14 protein-coding genes and 1 pseudogene are annotated in these 18,313 nt (G+C 67.8%); all 15 read right to left on the reverse strand.

Annotated elements, in window-relative coordinates; genetic code table 11:
* Positions 1-23: 23 nt before the first annotated feature.
* The gene (locus L6Q96_09230) at positions 24-3,398 is read right to left on the reverse strand and encodes a glycosyltransferase family 39 protein (GenBank protein ID MCK6554746.1); all 3,375 of its coding nucleotides are present in this window, start codon (positions 3,396-3,398) and stop codon (positions 24-26) included.
* 25 nt (positions 3,399-3,423) lie between these two features.
* Positions 3,424-4,404 carry a sulfotransferase gene (locus L6Q96_09235; GenBank protein ID MCK6554747.1) on the reverse strand — a complete coding sequence of 327 codons (981 nt, stop codon included), beginning with the start codon at positions 4,402-4,404 and terminating at the stop codon, positions 3,424-3,426.
* On the reverse strand, positions 4,401-5,747 hold the full coding sequence (locus L6Q96_09240) for an oligosaccharide flippase family protein (GenBank protein ID MCK6554748.1): 1,347 nt from the start codon (positions 5,745-5,747) through the stop codon (positions 4,401-4,403). The genes L6Q96_09235 and L6Q96_09240 overlap by 4 nt, the downstream gene beginning before the upstream one ends.
* The gene (locus L6Q96_09245) at positions 5,740-6,903 is read right to left on the reverse strand and encodes a radical SAM protein (GenBank protein ID MCK6554749.1); all 1,164 of its coding nucleotides are present in this window, start codon (positions 6,901-6,903) and stop codon (positions 5,740-5,742) included. Before L6Q96_09245 ends, L6Q96_09240 begins: the two co-directional genes overlap by 8 nt.
* 95 nt (positions 6,904-6,998) lie before the next feature.
* Positions 6,999-7,775, reverse strand: coding sequence for a polysaccharide deacetylase family protein (locus tag L6Q96_09250; protein ID MCK6554750.1), 777 nt, complete (start codon positions 7,773-7,775; stop codon positions 6,999-7,001).
* Positions 7,772-8,716 (reverse strand): hypothetical protein, encoded by a 945-nt coding sequence (locus L6Q96_09255; GenBank protein MCK6554751.1) that lies wholly within the window; start codon positions 8,714-8,716, stop codon positions 7,772-7,774. The genes L6Q96_09250 and L6Q96_09255 overlap by 4 nt, the downstream gene beginning before the upstream one ends.
* Positions 8,713-10,014: a glycosyltransferase family 4 protein gene (locus tag L6Q96_09260; protein MCK6554752.1), complete on the reverse strand. Its 1,302-nt coding sequence runs from the start codon at positions 10,012-10,014 to the stop codon at positions 8,713-8,715. The genes L6Q96_09255 and L6Q96_09260 overlap by 4 nt, the downstream gene beginning before the upstream one ends.
* A gap of 120 nt (positions 10,015-10,134) precedes the next feature.
* Positions 10,135-10,461, reverse strand: coding sequence for a hypothetical protein (locus tag L6Q96_09265; protein ID MCK6554753.1), 327 nt, complete (start codon positions 10,459-10,461; stop codon positions 10,135-10,137).
* 462 nt (positions 10,462-10,923) lie between these two features.
* Positions 10,924-12,330: pseudogene (locus tag L6Q96_09270) on the reverse strand (NAD(P)/FAD-dependent oxidoreductase).
* 31 nt (positions 12,331-12,361) lie between these two features.
* On the reverse strand, positions 12,362-13,528 hold the full coding sequence (locus tag L6Q96_09275) for a glycosyltransferase family 4 protein (GenBank protein MCK6554754.1): 1,167 nt from the start codon (positions 13,526-13,528) through the stop codon (positions 12,362-12,364).
* A gap of 145 nt (positions 13,529-13,673) precedes the next feature.
* Positions 13,674-14,723 carry a glycosyltransferase family 2 protein gene (locus tag L6Q96_09280; GenBank protein ID MCK6554755.1) on the reverse strand — a complete coding sequence of 350 codons (1,050 nt, stop codon included), beginning with the start codon at positions 14,721-14,723 and terminating at the stop codon, positions 13,674-13,676.
* Positions 14,723-15,295 (reverse strand): sulfotransferase, encoded by a 573-nt coding sequence (locus L6Q96_09285; protein MCK6554756.1) that lies wholly within the window; start codon positions 15,293-15,295, stop codon positions 14,723-14,725. The genes L6Q96_09280 and L6Q96_09285 overlap by 1 nt, the downstream gene beginning before the upstream one ends.
* A complete protein-coding gene (locus L6Q96_09290; GenBank protein MCK6554757.1) occupies positions 15,292-16,809 on the reverse strand; it encodes a putative O-glycosylation ligase, exosortase A system-associated in 1,518 nt (505 codons plus the stop codon). The genes L6Q96_09285 and L6Q96_09290 overlap by 4 nt, the downstream gene beginning before the upstream one ends.
* Positions 16,802-16,990, reverse strand: a complete 189-nt coding sequence (locus tag L6Q96_09295; protein MCK6554758.1) for a hypothetical protein — start codon at positions 16,988-16,990, stop codon at positions 16,802-16,804. The genes L6Q96_09290 and L6Q96_09295 overlap by 8 nt, the downstream gene beginning before the upstream one ends.
* 180 nt (positions 16,991-17,170) lie before the next feature.
* Complete coding sequence (locus tag L6Q96_09300) at positions 17,171-18,202, reverse strand: hypothetical protein (GenBank protein ID MCK6554759.1); 1,032 nt, start codon at positions 18,200-18,202, stop codon at positions 17,171-17,173.
* Positions 18,203-18,313 lie beyond the last annotated feature (111 nt).

An 18,313-nucleotide genomic window follows, 5' to 3' on the forward strand; every position in this document is an offset into this window, starting at 1 on the left:
TCCCGGTCGCTTTCTCGGCTCACTCAAGGGGGCGGTGCCGTGACGTCGCCTCCGGTCTCCGGCGCGGCCCTCGTGCGCTCGCGGCAAACATACACCTCACCCGCTCCCAACGTGCCCGGAAACACCTTTACCACGTCGAAGCGCCGCTCCACCTCCGCCCAGACGTCCGGGCGGTACGCCTTCAGTTCCACGGGAATCGTATACACCAACCACACCCGCGGGTGCGCGGCAGCGATGGCGGCGAGTTCCGCGCCGCTGTCGGCGACCTGCCATTCCGGGGCGAATAGCCGCCGGTAGGCAACCCCGGCCAGTCCGACGCCGACCACGGCGTCGCCGGGCCGGCGCTGCGCCTCGATCCAGTCGCGCGCTCCGGTGAAGTCCTGCTTGGGTAGGGCGTACGCTCGCGGCAGAGACAGGGCCGAGGCCGCGATCATCAGACCGGCAAGGGTAATGCCCGCCGTCTTGCCGAGCCGCGGATTGCGCCTGAGGCCCGGGATTCCGGCGAACACCAGGGGCGGCGCCACCAGTGCGCCATGCACGGCGATGAGCAGTGCGAAGCCCATGGCGAAGAAGAAGAAACGGGGCCACAGATTGTGGCCGAGGAGCAGCATGGTTGCGCCGCCGAGCAACGGCGGCAGGACAAGGCCGACCGCTCCGGCGGTGTCGCGCCGGGCCGCATCCAACCAGCCCGCCGCTCCCACCGCCGCGCCGGCAACGAGTACGGCGACGGCCCCGAAGCCGACGTGCAGGCTGCGTACGCTCTCGCTCAGGACCCACAGCGGGTTCGTCCATTCCGATTCGAGCGAGACCTCGTGGAGTCCGGTGCGCAAGAACTCCGGCAACGACAGCGCGTACAACTGGAGGGTCACCGTGGCCCCGAGGAGCCACGCCGCCGGCAGCCGGCCGCCGGTCGCGCCTCGGCGCCCGCGGCCGACATCGAACGCCCAGACGGCGGCGTGCGCCATCGGTACGAACACCATCGTTAGATGAGTCCACATACCCAGGGCCAGGGTCAACGCATAGCCGATGGCCCACCGCCATTGCGCCTCGTCGCGCGCCCGCAGCCACAGGTACGTGGCCAGCGTAGCGAAGAACAACAGCCCCATGTAACCGCGCGCGTTCTGCGAGAACCAGACGTGGTGGTAGGAGACGGTAAGCAGCGCGCACGCCAGCAGCGCCTCGCGGTCATTGAAGAGGCGGCGGCCGAGGAAGAACAACGCCCACACCGAGGCGACCCCGAACAGCACCGAGGGGAGTCGAGCGGCCCAGAACGACTCGCCGAAGACGGATACCGCCACGCGTGCGAGAACCGAGTACAGCATGTGCTGGTTCTGATTCGGAAAGCTGGTAACGATCCGGCCCATCGGTGCGCGCACGTAGTCGGCGTAGGTCAGCACTTCGTCGAACCACAGGCACGACCCCGACGCCCACAGACGCAGGGCCAGCGCGAGTACGCTCATCGCGATCAGCGCAATCCAGGTGCCGGTTGCCGGGCGCCGGGTGTCGGGTGTTGGGGGGCAGGGTTGCGTCGCGACCGGCCCGCGGCGCGTGGCCAGCCCCCATGCGGTCAGAACGATGCCGTGGAACAGCAGCAGGGCGCGGAACAATGCCGGTCCCCAGCTCAACGCGCCGGTGTCGGTGCCGCGCAGAGCTTGTTCGTAAGCGCTCCCTGGAATCCCCACGGCCGCAACGACGAGAACGGTGCCGGCAATGCCCGACATCGTCGACCGAAACCGGCTTCGTTGTCGTTCCCCGCTGCGCGGCCGTGCTCCTGCGCGCGCGGATTGCTCGGCCGCTGCGTTCCAGTCGGCGGTGCGCCACAGCCACCAGACGAAGGCCGCGTAGGCGATCAGTAACACCGCCGCCGGCCATTGGCCGTGGACGTAACCCATGCCCTGCAAAGTCGTCAGCCAGGGCAGGCGCACGCCCTCGTGAGAGACCGTGACGACGGCGTCGACGATGCCGCGGCCGCTCTCGACGTCACGTACCATCGCCAGGCACCACGACCAGTAAGCGGCCAGCACACTCGCGCCCACGGCGGCGATCCGCGGCAGACGCAGCACAACCCCCGCGGCGATAAGGAAGAGCAGCGGACTGACCGGCACTATATGCCGCACGCCGGAGTTGAACTGCATGCGCCCGTACTGGTTGGCGCTGCAGAAGAGCAGGAAGAGAAGACAGAAGACGCCGATGCACCAGCTCTCGCTCCGGCCGACGAGCCGCGCCGGAGTCCGCCAGGCCGGCGGGTAGAGGGCCAGTAGCAGGATCGGGGCCGAAATGAACAGCCCGTAGCGGGGGCTGAAGAGCGTCGACCACAGGAGGTCGAGGTGGGGTCGATCCATGCCGGCGTAGCCGTGGTGCGTGTACGTTGCGGCGGGCATGTAGTGCTGCGGCGGCAGCAGCGGATGGCCGAAGGCGACCCACTGGTAGGCGAGCAGGATGGCACCCGCCGCCGCAACGCCGACCCCGAAGGCGAGGAGCGGCGCCGGCCGCCGCGGCGCGCCTTCGGTCTGCATCCAGCGCGCCACGGCGTACCCGCCCATCGCTACCACCACGATCGCCCCGCTATAGTCGCACACCACCGCCCAGCCGCTGAGAAAACCGGCGAGGAGGAAACCCGCAACGGTCGCAGGCGCGACGGATGTCCACGGGCGCCACAGCGTCGCGAAGGCGAAGAGAGCGCAGTGGGCGACCAGGACGTTGTGATTTAGCTGCGCGGTTCGGTACAGCACCGGGGTGGCGATCGCATAGAGGAACGCCAGCGCGGCGGCGGCCCGGATCGACTCGATGCGTGCCGCGAGGAGCCAGAACATCACGACGACGCTCAGGGCCGACAACGGCGCCATCGCCAGTGCCTGCATGACGCCGGCGCCGAGGCCGAACTTGACGTCGAGCCCGCGCGCCCGCGCCTGTCGATAGAACTCCCGCGCCATCGGCCACGGACTGTCGTAGTGCGGGGTGCCGCCCGCGTCGGGTTGGGCGGCCCGCGCGGCCTGCACGCGGGCAACGATTCGGTCGACCAGCGGGCGCGCCGCGGCATACGGAATCGCGCCGACAATCGACGCGCCCGGGTTGTTGTTGATGAACGCCCCGCGTCCGGGAACCGCGAAGATATCGGGGTGGAGCCCGACGTACTCGGAGACATCGAAACTACCGCGGTCGCCGAGGGTCAACGCCGGATAGATCTCGCGCACCGTGTTGGTGGCGAAGTGCAGGACGAACAATGCCCAACTCGCAACGAACAGGCGCCAAGCAATACCGCGGCGGGCGCCGTCTCCAGGGCGGGAGCCTGCCGCGGTGGCCGCGCGATCGCTGGCGAACGAGTTCATTGGGTCGGCACTGTATCGACTCGGAGTAGCCACGATCCGTTCGCTCCCGCGCGTGCCTGCCGCCGGCATGATCAGGATCGTCCGCAGCGGCACATCAACGGCGCTGCCCAGTTGCGTTGCGGTCGATCCACGCCTCTTCGGCGGCGAGCCGTCTGGGAGCCAGCCAGTAATACGCCATGCGCGGGATCTGCTCGAGACGGAACCGCACATCATCCACGCGGTCGTCCAGCCACAGTCGCGCCCGCGCTACGCCACTGCCGGTTGTCCCGGCCGGTCGGTAGCCGCATTCGACAAGCAACGGACCCGCAACGCCTTCGACGGCCGCCGTCTGCTCCTCAGTGAGATGCTGGCGCCAAAGTTCGATTCGCTCCGTGGTAACCGATTCCCGAGCGCGATCGAACCACCATGGCGCTGCGGTGGACGGGTCCGACCGCACGCTCAACATCGCCGGATCGAATGCCTCGCCGATGAACGCGCAGATACGTTCCAGGGTCGCGGGCGGGTTCTGCACGAGGTCCTCGTAGCGGACCTGAAGGTAATTGGGCAGCTTCGCGCAGGTACGGGCGGCGCGCACGCAGTCGTGCCACGCGCGTGCGTTGGCCGTAACGCTGCGGCGTCCCCACGGCATCTGCAACAGCGAGGCGACGACATCGCGCGGGTCGCGCACCAGGTGAATGAGGGCGCAGTCGGGGTACCAGACGCAGAGGGTGGGGGCGAATGCGGTGTGCTGAGGCGTCTTCTCGCCCCAACGCGGTTTGCCGTGGGTGGCAGCGAACGCTGCGAGCAGGGTGCAGAAGAACTCGCGATAGGTGTCGCCCTTCTTGTTCAGCGCGGCGGCGAGCACGCCGCGATCCATTGGCAGGCGTGCGATGCGCCGCAGCGCAAGATAGCGTTCGGTGAGTAAGCGGCGGCGCGATTCGTCGGCGAGATCGCCGAAAGCACGTCGCCGCCGGTATACGTAGTACTCGAAGTAGGTTTCGTCGCAGAGAGCGATCGCCGGGTGGCGATTGAGCATGTTGCGCAACAGGGTCGTGCCGCTGCGCGGCGCCCCGACTATGAAGATCGGTCCGTTCATCGGCGGGAGTTCGAGTGCCGTTGCGCCGCGAGGCGCTTCCACGAAGGCGCGACTAGAACTGCCGCGGCGACCGAGAGAGCCGGTAAGTGCCGGTGGAGTCGACGCCAGGTGAGCGCCGCGCCGGCGACCTCCGATACCAGCAGCGCCACCGCGGTTCCCGGCGCCCCCGCCAGAAAGGCCAATGGCGGCGTGAGTAGCACTTGCAGTCCCAGACCCGCGATCGAGCACCACAGCTCTTCGCGTTGATGGCCAAGCGCCATCAGCGCGCTGCGGGCGTGGCGCCGAAAGGCGATGACCGGAACCGTCCAGACGAGGATCGCCAGGGACCCGCCGGCGCCGTGGCCGACGTATGCGGGGCCGAACACGACGGTTACGATGCCGGCCGCGAGAGCGGTGACGACACCGGCCAGTGCTACCGACGGCCACAGGGCGACTGGCACCGAGGCGCGCAAGAGGGCGGTGAGCCGCTCGACCGACTGGAAGGCGGCGCGGCTGATCGTGGGAAAAAGCGCCGTGAAATACACCCCGAGCAGCGTCTGTAACACCATGACGATGCGATGCCCGGTGCCGAAGGCGCCGGCAGCAGCGGCTCCCCCTGTCGTGGCCAGCAGGACGGTCGGCAGGTACATCCGCAGCACCCAGATCGATTGGGACATGGTCACCGGGATGCTTTCTCGGAGCAGCGCCGGGGGCGGCGCCGTGGCCCCGGTTGCGCCGCCGAACCGCCGCAGAACGAGCGCCACGGCGGCCGCTGCCGCAGCCAGTATACCGCCCATCTCGGCGAGCGGGAGGCGCGTCACCCGGTCGGGACTCGTGACGAGCGCAAGGGTCAGGATGGCGAACACGGCATAGCGCAGCGTCTGCACCGCAGCCGCCGGTCCCATGCGGCTCGAGCCCTGCAATACCCACGTCCAGATGAACGGGATCGGCAGTAGAGTGAGCGCGTAGCCCCGCAGCAGTTCGGCGACCGGCGACGGCAGGCTGAGGACCAGCGTCGCCAGCCCCGCGAGCGCGCAGAGCGCTACGGCCACCGGCAACTGAATCGAGACGACCTGACGGATCAGCGCGCCGAGATGCGAGTTCCCGCCGGCCACTTCCCGGGCGCCGAGTACGCTGAGCCCCTGATCGACGGCGACGTTCAGGAAGAGAACGACGGCGAGAACCGCTTCGACGAGACCGTACGTGGCCGGCGCCAGCGTACGTGCCAGGTGAGCGAAAGCTATGAACGTCAGGGCCCGCGCCAGGATCTCGCCGCCGGTCAGCACCCCGAGGTGCCACAGCAGCCGCCGGCCGCCTTCACGAACGGCGGCGCGATCGTCGTCGGTGGCAGCGGACTCAGGCAAGCGCGTCGCGATCGGTGGCCCTGGCTAGGGCGGGCTTCTGGGGGCTTGCGCCGGCGCGCTCGCTCGGGGCAAGCGGGGCAGGACGCTGCCAGACTCGGCCGCCGAGCATTGCCCGCGCGAGTTGCAGCGGCTGATACGTGATGCTCGGCCACAGGAAGATCTCGTTCGTGCAGTAACACGCCCGCGCCGCAATCGACGCGCGCAACCGCTGTGCTGCCTCGGAACGCCAGATCTCCGAGAACGACTGCCGGCGCAAATTGCCGAGCGGGGCGTGCGTCTCGCAGACGCTGACGTCGCCGTTGGAGTAGACCACCGCGCTCAACACGCCGGCGCGACACGGTACCACTTGCCGTCGCTCACGGGCCGTCTTGATCTTCGCCCATTGCAGCATCGGCTCGACCATCGACCCATACCGTCCCTGCTCGCGCGGTGCCCACAGACGGCGGACGTATTCGTAGAGCGCGCCGTACCGATCGAGTTGCGGCCCCTGCAAAGACGGATTCTTCCGATCCCCGCGGATGATCGCCAGGTTGTGGTGCGACATCTGCGGGCAGCGGTCGTAGAGGAAGGTCGTCAGGTTGCGAATCTCCTCCATGTTTTCGGCCGTCGCTGTGGAAATGGCGTGGATCTGCAGGCGCCCGTCTTCGCGCTGCAGTTCCGCCAGAGCATCGTAGGTGTCCATCGCCTTGCCGAAGGAGTTCTTCGTGGCGCGGAAACGGTCGTGAAACTCCGGCATGCCATCGAGAGACAGCTCGATGCCAAGCAACCGCAGCCCCGGCTCCTGCAAGACCTCGCGTAGCTGCGGGATTGTGCGATCCCGGAAGTAACCGTTGGTTGGGACGTAGATCTCTTCGACCCCGTTATGTCGAATGAATTGACGGCAGATGGCGCCGAACTCCTTGCGCAAGAACGGCTCGCCACCCGACAGGTTCAGGTTCTCGATCTTGCCGAGCTGGCGCGAGAGGTCGACGATCTCCGCGAAGCCGAGGTCGTCCGGACGATTGAGGTTCTGCCAGTAGAAGCAGTGCTCGCACTTCATGTTGCAGATCGAGTTGATGAACAGGATCAGGAAGGGCGGGCTCGGCACGTCCGGTATGGCGAGGTTCTGCCACTGCAGTCGGACGTGTTTCCTGATGCGCTCGACGGGCGGCTGCATAACCGGCGTCACTCCTCCGGGCTTGAGAGCGTCATGCTAGCCGGCTGTGGCGGGGATGGGAAGCTGGATGTGGGGGGCTGGAGGTTGGAGCAGGTCTACCCGCAGCCGATACCTGCCGCCGCCCGGAGTGCTCGGGCCCAGCGCCTTGCTGTCAGGTATCCGTCCAGCCGGCCCCTTACCAGACCTTCGAGCGTTACGAGGGTACGGACGTAGTACATGTCCACCCTTGGCAGCTCATGGACGGGCTCGTTGCCGGCGCGGCGCAGGACCGTGGTGCACGCGGAGCGGAACGTGCGGCGGGCCGCCGCCACCGCCACCGCGGAGCGAAATCCGAACGGGTACGCGAAGCTGTCCACATGTGCGCCGACGGCGGCCTCCAGATCGGCTTTACAGCCGGCGACCTCGGCCTCCAGATCGTCGCCGGCGAGTCGTCGCAGATCGGCGTGCGTGCGCGTGTGAGCGCCGACTTCCATGCCGGCGGCGATCAGCTCGCGGGCTTGTGCGACCGACATGATCGGTGCGCTCGGCAGGCGCGGTGGCGGTGGCGCCCAGTCGTTGGCGCCGCCGAGGTGGTGGCTGACGAGAAACACCGTGGCCGTGAAGCCATGACGGGCAAGGACCGGCAAGGCGTGGGCCATCACGTTGGCGTAACCGTCGTCGAAGGTGATCGCTGCAGCCCCGGGCGGCCAGGCGCCATGCCGCTCGCGGTGTTCGACGGCGGCGCGCAAGGTCATGCCCCGTATGCCCGCTTCCGCCAGCCACCGCATTTGCGCCGCGAACGTGTCCGGTGCGACCGACACCACCGAGCCGCTCGTGTCGAGCGAGTGGTACATCAGGATGGGAAGGCGCGCGGCCGTCGCGATGGCGCTCATGCTCGTTTCGCCGGCAGCTCTTCCGGTGCGGGCCGGAGATAGCCGAGGAACTCGCCTGCCGCCCAGCCCGTCAGCAGGCAGCAGGCAAGCGGAATGACCCGAGCCATCAGGGTGGCGCCGTGCCCCTGCCGGCGCATGTGGCGTGCGGCGCGGGCCGCGAGCAGAACCGGCAGCACGACGCTGCCGGCCGCGTAAACGGCGCGACGCCGGGCCGGCGACGCCGCGGCTCTGGTTTCCGCGAAGACGCGGCCCCACTCGATGCGCTCGCGGTACGCCGCCGCGAGCGAGCACGGAGGGCGGTGCTGGAAGACCACCGGGCGGGGATCGAGGAAGAGGCGCTCGCCGCCGGCTCGCAGAGCCCAGTGCACCGTGGTTTCGTGGTACGCCCGTTCCCATAGCGCCCTGGTAGCCTCCAGGGCGCGGCGCTTATAGGAGACGTTCACGTCGGAAACGTAGGCCGCCGGACCCGGCGCAAAGGGCCGCCCGTAGCGGCCGAAATCGCAGTAATATAGCGCCCAGTTGAGCGGCCGGTCTTCGCCGTTTTCGATGGCGCCGCCGATGGCGGCGTAGGGCTGCGCGTGCGCGGCGAGGATCTGCGCACACCAGTCGCGGGCCGGCACGGCATGGTCTTCCGTCATGGCGACGATTTCGCCCCTTGCCGCACCGAGGCCGACGGCGCGCCGGCGATCGTACAGTCGGTGCGCGTGGGCCGCGAGGCGCGAGTCGGCGGCGAGGCCGAGATCGGTGACCGCAACGAAACTCACGCCGGGGAAGATCGCGCCGAGAGCGGCCACGTCGCTGCAGAACCGGTCGTAAGGCACGATGACCTCCGCCGCCGTGGCGTCGATTTGACCGACGAGCGCGCTCAGGCAGCGCTTCAGGCAGGCGACGCCGCCGACCACGGCGACGACGATAGACAGAGTCGGGGCGGGCTCCTTCACGCGAAATACACCCGGCGTCCGGCGATCCGCTGGTCGTCACCACGGCCGTCGGGGGCCACCGCTGGCCGACCTGCGCGCCGGTTGGCGAGCAGCGCGCGCACGACGCCGACGTAGTGATCGAGAAACGCGTCTTCGGCGAACTCCGCTTCGTAGGCGATCCGACCCTCACGGCCGAGCCGTTGGCGCAGTGCCGGGTCGCTGCGTAGCTGGTCGAGGGCGTCGCGAAGTTCGTCCGCGGTGCGGTAGAGCAATCCGCCGCCGTGGGCACGCACCAGCTCTTCGAGCGAACTCTGCGCGAAGACGACGACCGGGGTGCCCGCCGAGTAGGACTCGGCGACGATCAAACCGAAGGTTTCGTAACACAGGGAGGGTACGAGCGTCGCGAGCGCGTTGCGGTACAGGGTCTGCAGGCGGGCGTGGTCGACGCGGCCGAGAAAGACGATGTTACTTGCTCCGGCGGCGAGCCGGCGCAATGCGGGCTCGTAACCGCCATTGCCGGCAACGACGAGATCCACCGCGGGCATTTCCCGCAGGACGGGAATCAGTGCCTGCACGCCCTTGATCTTCTCGAGCCGGCCGGTGAACAGGAAATAGGGCCGCCCGCCGTTCGGGGCCGGCGGCGTGTCGTCGGCGTCGCCGGGTTCGGGGTGAAACAGGGGGAGCTGGATCATGGCGCCGCGCAACCCGCGCGCCTGATGCATGCGGATCGTGAATACACTCGGGCCCACGAAGGCATCGATCTGTCGGGTCGCGCGATCCATCAAGCCTGTGTACCGCCACGCCTGCGGCGGCCGCCGCCCGGCGAGCTGACAGCGGAAGCACTCCGGCGTGACGCACACCTCACGGTCGAACTTCCAGAGTACGTGCATCGGACAGACGAGCCAGTGCTCGATCAGTGTGCAAAGCTTCAGACCGCGGCCGTAATTGAAGACGTGGGGACCGCCCAGCAGTGACACGTTGTTGTAGTGAACGACGTCGTAATCCGCGCTGTCCAGCAGCCGTCTGAGAGCACGCGCCTGGAAAGCGGGTCGGCCGGACTGCTGCACCGCAAGCAGGCCGAGTGCGCCGAGCGGTGTCCACACCGGCCGTACGGTGACGCTCGGGTGATCGCGATAGCGATCGGTAACCCGCCGGCCGGCGAGCATCTCGTATGCCGACGGACTGTGGAGCACGGTAACCGAGTGCCCGCGCCGCGCGAGTCCGTTCGCGAGCCGGTGCGCGTAAATGCCGTCCCCGCCGAAGTTGTAGGGCGGGTAGAAGGTGGAGACCAGGCAGATGCGGAGTGGGGAGTCGGGCATTGGAGGGAGCGAGGAGCGAGAAGCGGGGAGCGAGAAGAGAGAAGCGAGAAGCGGGGAGCGAGGAGCGAGAAGCGGGGAGCGAGAAGCGAGGAGTGAATGGTGAGTGATGGGTGGCGGAGGTCAGTTGACGGCGATCTTCTTCCTTTCGCGCAGCCAGACTACCAGATTGTAGACCTCGCCGACGATCCAGCCGGCGATGCCGCCGGCGACGGCGCCCCAGAAGAGGCCGATGAACGCGCCGCCCCAGGTGACCGAGTAGCCGTAAAAGTACCAGGACAGCAGGCCGAGATGTTCGCCGATACGCGCTCCCCCCTTGATCACCAGCCACAGCGTCGCGACGAACAGGCCGCCGCCGCCGAGAACCGCGCAGACCATGGCCATGACCCCGGCGTGAATCCGCGCCACGGCACGGCTCACTTCCAGGCGCCGGTCGATTTCCGTGGTCATGCAGCTCCCTCCTCCTCGAGCGGAATGGCCCCGCTACACTTTGTCCAGCAAGTCGCGGCCCGCTTCCGCCTCGGCACGCCGCTTCAACAGGTAAGCGTAGGCGGACACTCCCCAGTTCCGCAGGTTTGCCACCACGAACCCCAACCCAAAGCCTCCGATCCAGGCCTGCGCGAAACCCCAGAACGCCCCGGGCCACGATACGCCGTAGCCGTACAGATAGTAGCCGAGCAGGTTCAGCGTCTTGCCGACCATGGCACCGCCCTGAACCAGCAGACCGGCGGTTGCCAGGAACAGGGCGAGACCCGCGCCGGTGCCGATCGCCGCACCGAGCGCGAGCGGATCGAGGCGAGCGAATGCCGCCTCGACCAGTTCGGCCGGCGTAAGGGGCGCCGGTTCGGTCGGCGCCGGTGCCACCGGCTTCGGAATCGCGCGGTCCGCCGCGGGAACTTCCTGCACCGCGCCCTCCTCGTGGTACTCGCGCTCGACGTTAACCGACCACACGTCATAGTTGGCGCCGGCGACGTTGCGCGCGGCGAACACTGCCGACAGCATCGAGTGATCCTGGTTGTTGTACCGGTGCTGGCCGTTGCGCCCGACGAGCTGGAGGTTGTCGATTCCCGCGAGATAATGGCGGATCGTGGCGAGGTGGGCCTGGTAGTCCTGGTCGTAGACCGGGTAGGCCTTCTCCATGCGCACGACGGTGCCGTCCTCGATCTCCCCGCGCTCGACCATACCGATCTTCGTGCAGTCGGCGATGCCGATCTCGATGAGCCGCTCCTGCGGCCACGTCCACTCCTCGTCTCGGTCCCAGAGAAAATACTCCAGACCGAGCGAGGTGCGCGAGGGTTCCGGCACCATGAACGGACTCCAGTTCTTGTAATTCTGGATGCGTCCGAGCTTCACGTCCGGCGAGTGTACGTAAATCCAGTTGTCGGGAAACACCTCCGCGCGCTTAACGATGAGCACCACGGTGAGGTAGTCCCGGTAGCGAAGCGCATTGGCGGCGCGGCGGACGTCTTCGGGTGGCGGCGGATCGAAGGCATTGACGAGTTCCCGGACCGGCATCGACGAGATGAAGTGCTCGCCGCCGAACTCGAGCCGGCGGCCGTCGGCGGTGCGGGCGTACACGGCCTCGACGCGGCCGTGGCGGTGACGGATGCGCTCGACGCGCACCTTCAAGACGGTCTCGCTCCCCCGCGCGGCGACCCGTTCGACGCAGCGTTCCCACATCTGGCCGGGGCCGAACCGGGGGTAGTGGAACTGCTCGATCAGGGTCGTGATGACTTCGCCGGACTTGCTGGTCTTGGCGCTGAATACCGCGTTCCGCAATGCCTCGGAGAGCGACAGGTTCTTGATGCGTTGCGCCGCCCAGTCGGCGGAGATCTCCGCGCACGGAACGCCCCAAACCTTTTCGGTGTAAGTCTTGAAGAAGATCTCGTAGAGACGGTACCCGAAGCGGTTCGACACCCACTGCTCGAACGAGCTTTCTTCGCGCGCCGGGAGCAGCCGTGCTTTGGCGTAGCTGAGCCCGACGAGAAAGGCCTCGACGGGACCGAGACCGGTCAGCGCGTTGAGCGGTTTGAGGGGATAGTCGAAGTAGTGGTTGTTGTAGTGGATGCGCGACATCCGCGGGCGCAGGAGAAACGTCTCGCCGAGGATCTCGGCCCACAGTTCGTTAATGAGCCGTACCTTGGAGAAAAAGCGGTGCCCGCCGATGTCGAAACGGTAGCCGCGATAGGTGACGGTCCGCGACAGTCCGCCGACCTGGTCGTCCGCCTCGATCACGGTGGCGCGGTAACCCAACTTACCGAGTTCGTACGCCGCGGTCAGGCCGGCCGGCCCGGCTCCGATAATTACCGTGTGCCCCATGTGCCGAATTCGGGTTCTGTCGCCGTTTTCTTTACCCGCGGACCGTGCGGCGGAAAGCGTCGAGGGCGATGCGCGCCGCCCGTTCCCACGAGAAGCCGGCCACGCGCGCCAGTCCGTCGGTGCGCAACCGCGCGCGCAGCGCGCCGTCTTCGAGAACTCTCCGGAGGGCGGCGGCAAGGGCACCGGGCAGGTCCGGGTCGCAGACCACTCCCGCGTTACCGACGACCTCGGGCAGGGCGCCGCGATTACTGACCACCACCGGCGTGCCGCAGGCCATGGCCTCTACCACGGGCAGTCCGAACCCTTCGAGCAGCGACGGCAGCACGAGTGCCGTGGCGGCGTTGTACAGGTGGGCCAACTCGGCGTCGGGAACGTAGCCGGTGAAGCGAACATCGTCGGCGACGCCGCGCGCCGCGGCGCGCCGTTTGACCTCGGCGTAAGCGGAATGGAAGACGTCGTCGCGGTAGTCGCCGACGAGGACCAGCGTCGGGTGTGGAGGTGCGGTTGCGGCGCGCACGTCGGCGAAGGCATCCACGAGGTTCACCAGATTCTTGTGCGGACTTATGCCGCCAACATAGAGGACAAACGCACGCCCGAGCAACTCGTATCGCCGCAGGATTTCCGGCGCCGGATCGAGTGGCTGAAACTCGGGCCCCGGTCCCTCCGGCACGACGACGATGCGTTCCGGCGGAATGCCGAAACGACCGGCAATAGCCATCCGGGAGGCTTCGGAGACCGTCATGACGAGGTCGGCCTGGTGGCGGGCCGCCCACAGCTTGGCGTGCCAGAACCAGGCCGCCCGCCGCGACGGGAATACGTGTTCCGGCAGCCGTTCGGCGATCACGTCGTGAATGACGACCGCAACCCGGCTGCGGCCGAAGACCGGCACGTACGTGTAAGCGGAAGGGAAGAAGACGAGATCGTGGCCGCCGGCGGACAGGGCGCGGCTGACGGCCAACATGTCGGCGACGCCGCGCCTTCCGCTTGCGGCTGCCGCCCGGGCGGCGGGTGTACCCGTCGTCACCGCCTGCACCCGCACGCCGCCGGGCAGCGGCGGCGCATCGGAGGGGTCGAAGTCGATCGCCAGCGTCCAGACGATGTCGGGCGCCTGTGAGACCAGCTCGCGGACGAGCTCGCGCGCAAAGCGACCGTAGCCGCGACGGTTCAGCCAGCAGGTACCGTCGATGGCGATGCGCATGGAGGGCGTGGGGGCTTGGGGGCTTGGGGGCTTGGGGGCTTGAGGTCTTGAGGTCTTGAGGGCTTGGGGGCTTGAGGTCTTGGGGGCTTGAGGGCCTGGGGGTGGGGATACGGGCGCTGTCCGAGACGTCGGACCAGGCAACGCGCTAATCCCGTGTCTTCTCCACCCACGGCCCGGGCACCAGCCACCGGCCGGTCAGGCGGGCCCAGGCGAGGACGGCGAAGGCGAGGGCGACCGAAATGCCGCAGTAGAGGAAGTAGAGCCAGTGCATGGGAATGGCTCCCAGGGCGAAGAGTGGGCCGCGTTTTCTGGCCAGGTAGCGGTAGCAGTCCCGGTTAAGGTACACGAGAGCGCTTGCGGCGGAGGCGGCGCCGAGCGCCGCGATCCCGGCCATGAATCCCGCGCCGGTGACGAGGGTGAAGCTCAGTGCGGCGAGCAGGGCGAGCAGGAGGCCGACCAGAGCGACGCTGGCGCGCTGGGTTCCGGTGACGTTGAGGTCGGCGGGCATGTGGCGGTTATGGCGCATCAGCAGGAACCACGGTACGCCACGGTCGCGGATGTCGGTGCGCACGAGGCCCGCGAGGGTCCAGCGCTTGAGATGCGTAGCCTGGATGGTGGGGTCGAGATCGATGTGCAGGCCTGCGGCGGCCATGCGGTTGCCGAGTTCGATGTCCTCGATGCAAGGCCGACGGTAGTTTTCGTCGAAGCCGCCGAAGCGCAGGAAGACGTCGCGGCGCACAGCGCCGCAGCCGGCCCAGAACGTCCAGGCGTCGCGGCGGCTCCGGTGGTGAACGTAATGGTGCATCAGATTCTTGAACTGCGAGACGAACCCGGGGTCGGCGGGTGTATCGTCGTAGGAGCCCATGACGGCGACGACCTCGGGGTTGGCGCGGAAGTGGGCGTCGAAACGGCCGAGGGTGTCGGGATGAACGCAGACGTCGGCGTCGACGAAGACGAGGAACTCGCCGGTGGCGACTTCGGCGCCCCGGTTACGGGCCCGGGCCGGTCCGCCGTTGCGGTCGAGGCGCAGGACGCGGACTCCGGCGCGTGCGGCGACCTCGGGGGTATCGTCGGTCGATGCGTCGTCGACGACGACGATCTCGTAGTCGCGGAACGTCGAGGAGGCGAGTGCCTTCAGAGCCCGCGCGAGGAAGGGCCCGTTGTTGTGGGCGGGCACGATGACGGAGAGTCGCATCACTGTTGCCGGTGCCGGTGCAAGTTCCGATCGACAACCTCGCGGGCGGCGTCGAGGTCGAGCCGACCGTCGAGGAAGGTGTTGATGCGTGTCAGCTCGTCCTCGGGGTGTGCGACGAGGGAGTTGTAGTCGACCCAGAGGGCGCGAAGATGGGGTTGAGCTTGCAGCCACGCCTCGAGGTGGCGCAGATGTCGACGGAACAGTTCGGCCATCGATGTATCGTCGCGGCTGGTCGATTCGCGGCGCCGCAGGAGCATCTGGCGCTGCGAGGCGAGGACTTCGTCCAGGTCGCGCCGCATGAAGATGACGCGGCAGGGGTATTCGCCGGGGACGAAGCGTAGCAGTGCCGAGACGAGTTTGACGGCCTTGCCGCGCGCGTCGTTCAGCCACGAGGCGTCGCGTTCGATGTTCTTGACCGGTTCGAACTCGTAGTAGCCTCTGGGGTTGTCGGCGTCCGCCATCCGCAGGTTGTCGGTGAGGACCGGGATCCCGCCGGCCGCGAGGATCTGCATCATCATGGACGTGCCGGACCGTGGCAGTCCGGAGACGAGGACGATCTCATCGGGGTTCATGGTCGCTCTGCGGAATTCCGAGTTCCGCCGCAGTGCGCACCGCGCGCGAACAATTCGGACGGGAGGGGCGAGGCTCCGGCCGAGCCGAACGCGCACCGACGCGGCTCGGCGGGAGCCCCGCCCTCCCCGGGGCACGTCTGGTCACATCTTGGGTTGCGGGCGCTGGCCCGCTCCGAGGAGTCGGAGCGTACGGGTTGGTGGTTGCCAACGCCGGATCCGGGGGCCAGGGTGCGAACTTGAAGGGATGTTTGTTGCCGCTTTACCACCTCGAGCAGCATCATGCAGACGTATGGCAGCTCGAAGTAGGCGGCGCTGAGCAGCGATCCGGACACCACGTAGGCGACGAGCGCGGCGGCGAGCGTGTCGGCCAGGTCGCCGGCCCAACGTTGCTCCTCGCCACGGGCCCGCACCAGGCGCCAGATAGTACGACGGGTCAGGAACGCGTTGACGATCAGGGCGACGAAGATCGTGAGGCCGACGAAGCCCTGATCGCCAAGGACCTCGAACCAGATGCTGTGCGCGGCGACGCCCCGCTTGTTGAGCACCGGCGTGTCGACGAACCCCAGCAGACCCGGCGCGTACTTGTACTTTTCCCAAACGGCAGGTGTCTGCACGGCCCGAAAGCCGCCACCGAAGAACGGGTGCTCCAGTGCGATGGCCGAACTCGCCTTCCAGGCGGCCACTCGACCCATGAACGACGCGTCGTCCTCCGCGTTTTCGATCGTGCCCATGCGCACCGTCCACGACTCGGGTGCAGTGTACAGCACGAGCACGCCGGCCAGCGCTACCAGTGCCAGGCCGGTGACCTTGCGGCGGCTCTGCAGCACAGTCCACGCGGCGAGGGCGCCCATGCCCACGAACCCACCGCGCGAGTGGGTGGAGACGACGGCGAGAACGGTTACGAGCAGTCCGCCGAGGGAGCCCCAGCGGACCAGAGCGCGCGCGGAGTAGTGGTAGAGATAGAACAGAAACGGCAGGACCATCGTGAGCACCAGTGCCCCGTGGTTGTTGTCGCCGAATTTCGGGTTGACTATCGCGTGGAACGCGCCGCCGCTGACGAGGAACTTGAGGCCGTCCAGCACGCCGTGAAAGGTCGTGGCGAGGGCGATCATCACGACCATAGCGTGGATGCGGAGGCGATTGACGACGAGCGTCGGCATCAGCAGACAGAAGAGGACGGTCTTCGCCACGGCGCCGCAGAGCTCCCAGTTGCGGACGATGCCCGGGTAAGCGGTCAGGGCGCTGAAGAAGCCATGGACTGCGAACAAGATCATCAGCGCCGACGTGCGCGTGATCTGCAGCCGCTGGGCGAGGGGATCGCGATTCACCAGGAGCGAGAGCAGCGTGGCGAGGGCGAAGATCTGGACGAACGGTGCGCTGACCATGAAGCCGAACAGGTACAGATTGAGTCCGATCAGTCCGGCCCATCCCCAGAGAAGATAACCCGCGAGCGGCCGCGCGAACGCGAGCGGGACGTAAACCAGCGTCATGGCGAGGACGACGAAATCACGCACCGGGCGGGCCTTTCTTCGGCGAGCGCTCGACGGGGTTCGGCGCCGACGAGGTGTCCGGCCGGCGGCGGAACCCGAAGAGCCCGAGGTCTTCTTCCTCGGGAGTCTGACCGGCACGCAGCACGTTCCTGAGCAACAAGAGCATCACGACGAGTTCGGTGAGGAGGATGAGACCTTCGATCATGATCGCGCTCGCCCAGCTAGCAGCCCGCACTCGCCAGAGAGGGGCTCGTCCTTGACGGCGGCGAAGGATATCCCGGCGGAAGCCGGTAACCAGGGCCCAGAAGTGGCGCAAGAGACCGCCTTGAGGACCGCCCCGCCCCGCGAGGTATCGGATCGACAAGGAGCAGGTTGCCCGGTCGCATCACCAATCACCCGTGCGGATTTGGGAGTCGACATACAGCCAGTACAGACAGCGCGCAGCGTGGTACGAGTACATCTCGCGGATTACCACGAAACCGCTAGCTGCCTGCTGCACGGCTCGCCAGACCACGCCGAGGTCGGGATCTACCAGGGTGGTTTGCGCCTCGTTGTCGCCGAACAGCCAGGCGAGCCCCCGCTCGACCGCCTCGCCGTACCGACGATTTCCGATTGCCCGCTCGATGGTGTCGAGCGCCAGCGGCACGGCGGCGTCCTGATTCACGGCGTACACGGGATAGGGCGACGCGACAGCACCCCGTCGCCAATCGTACATCCACCACCATTGGCCCCGGTTGCCCTGCAGGCGATGGAGCGTGTCGGCGCACGCGGTGGCGCGATCGATTGGTCCGCGGCGCCCGAACGCGATTCCGTACGATGCGAGGCCGTGGATGGCGTAGGCTTGCGAGGACAGGTCGGTCGTCCGTTGCCGGCGGCGCCACCACCGGCGGCTTCCGGCATCGGCGCGAAAGAGTCCGGTTGAAGGGAACTGATTCCGCAGGAGGCGACCGCATATGTCGGCGGCCAGGGCGACGACCGCTTGCTGTGCGCGCGCGCCGGGGGCGTACGCGCAGAGCGCGCTGAGCGTCCAGCCCAGTTGGATAGTCTCGGATGCGTCGGGTGGGAGGCGGCGCTGGAGCGCTTCCCAGAACGTCGCCCCATGGGGACTGTTGCCGACTGCCGCCGCCCAGAGCGCGTGGGCGGCGTCGTAATAATCGAGCGCTTCGAGGTGATCGGTCACAAGTCGGTCGAGGAGCGCGTCGGGGTCGATATCCACGCGAGCGCCGCGGGACCGGAGCAGGTAGAGAGCCCTGGCGACCTCGGCCGTGTTCCGGGGGCTCGGCTCCGGTGCCGCCTGCAGCGCGTGTCCGTCCCAGACCACGCGCCGCGCGAGAATGCCGGTATGGGGAAGCACGAACCGCGGTAGGCTCGCGCGGCAGGCACGCTCGAGGCGGGCGAGTTGAGGAGCAGAAACCATGGAAGATGGAATCACAAATGCCCTCGTACCGGAACTGTTACCTGCCGAAACGGGCCGGTTCCAACCGCGATCTCTCCCAGAGTGTGAAAATCAAATGACCGAGAATGCACG

It is taken from the genome of Candidatus Binatia bacterium, assembly GCA_023150935.1.
Lineage (GTDB): Bacteria > Desulfobacterota > Binatia > HRBIN30 > HRBIN30 > JAKLJW01.

What these genes read in the sequence shown, in the direction of transcription:
- L6Q96_09280 (MCK6554755.1), bottom strand. Translation starts at nt 14,723, where the DNA reads ATGCGACTCTCCGTCATCGTGCCCGCCCACAACAACGGGCCCTTCCTC.
- L6Q96_09295 (MCK6554758.1), bottom strand. Translation starts at nt 16,990, where the DNA reads ATGATCGAAGGTCTCATCCTCCTCACCGAACTCGTCGTGATGCTCTTG.
- L6Q96_09250 (MCK6554750.1), bottom strand. Translation starts at nt 7,775, where the DNA reads ATGAGCGCCATCGCGACGGCCGCGCGCCTTCCCATCCTGATGTACCAC.
- L6Q96_09245 (MCK6554749.1), bottom strand. Translation starts at nt 6,903, where the DNA reads ATGCAGCCGCCCGTCGAGCGCATCAGGAAACACGTCCGACTGCAGTGG.
- L6Q96_09260 (MCK6554752.1), bottom strand. Translation starts at nt 10,014, where the DNA reads ATGCCCGACTCCCCACTCCGCATCTGCCTGGTCTCCACCTTCTACCCG.
- L6Q96_09230 (MCK6554746.1), bottom strand. Translation starts at nt 3,398, where the DNA reads ATGCCGGCGGCAGGCACGCGCGGGAGCGAACGGATCGTGGCTACTCCG.
- L6Q96_09235 (MCK6554747.1), bottom strand. Translation starts at nt 4,404, where the DNA reads ATGAACGGACCGATCTTCATAGTCGGGGCGCCGCGCAGCGGCACGACC.
- L6Q96_09285 (MCK6554756.1), bottom strand. Translation starts at nt 15,295, where the DNA reads ATGAACCCCGATGAGATCGTCCTCGTCTCCGGACTGCCACGGTCCGGC.
- L6Q96_09265 (MCK6554753.1), bottom strand. Translation starts at nt 10,461, where the DNA reads ATGACCACGGAAATCGACCGGCGCCTGGAAGTGAGCCGTGCCGTGGCG.
- L6Q96_09275 (MCK6554754.1), bottom strand. Translation starts at nt 13,528, where the DNA reads ATGCGCATCGCCATCGACGGTACCTGCTGGCTGAACCGTCGCGGCTAC.
- L6Q96_09300 (MCK6554759.1), bottom strand. Translation starts at nt 18,202, where the DNA reads ATGGTTTCTGCTCCTCAACTCGCCCGCCTCGAGCGTGCCTGCCGCGCG.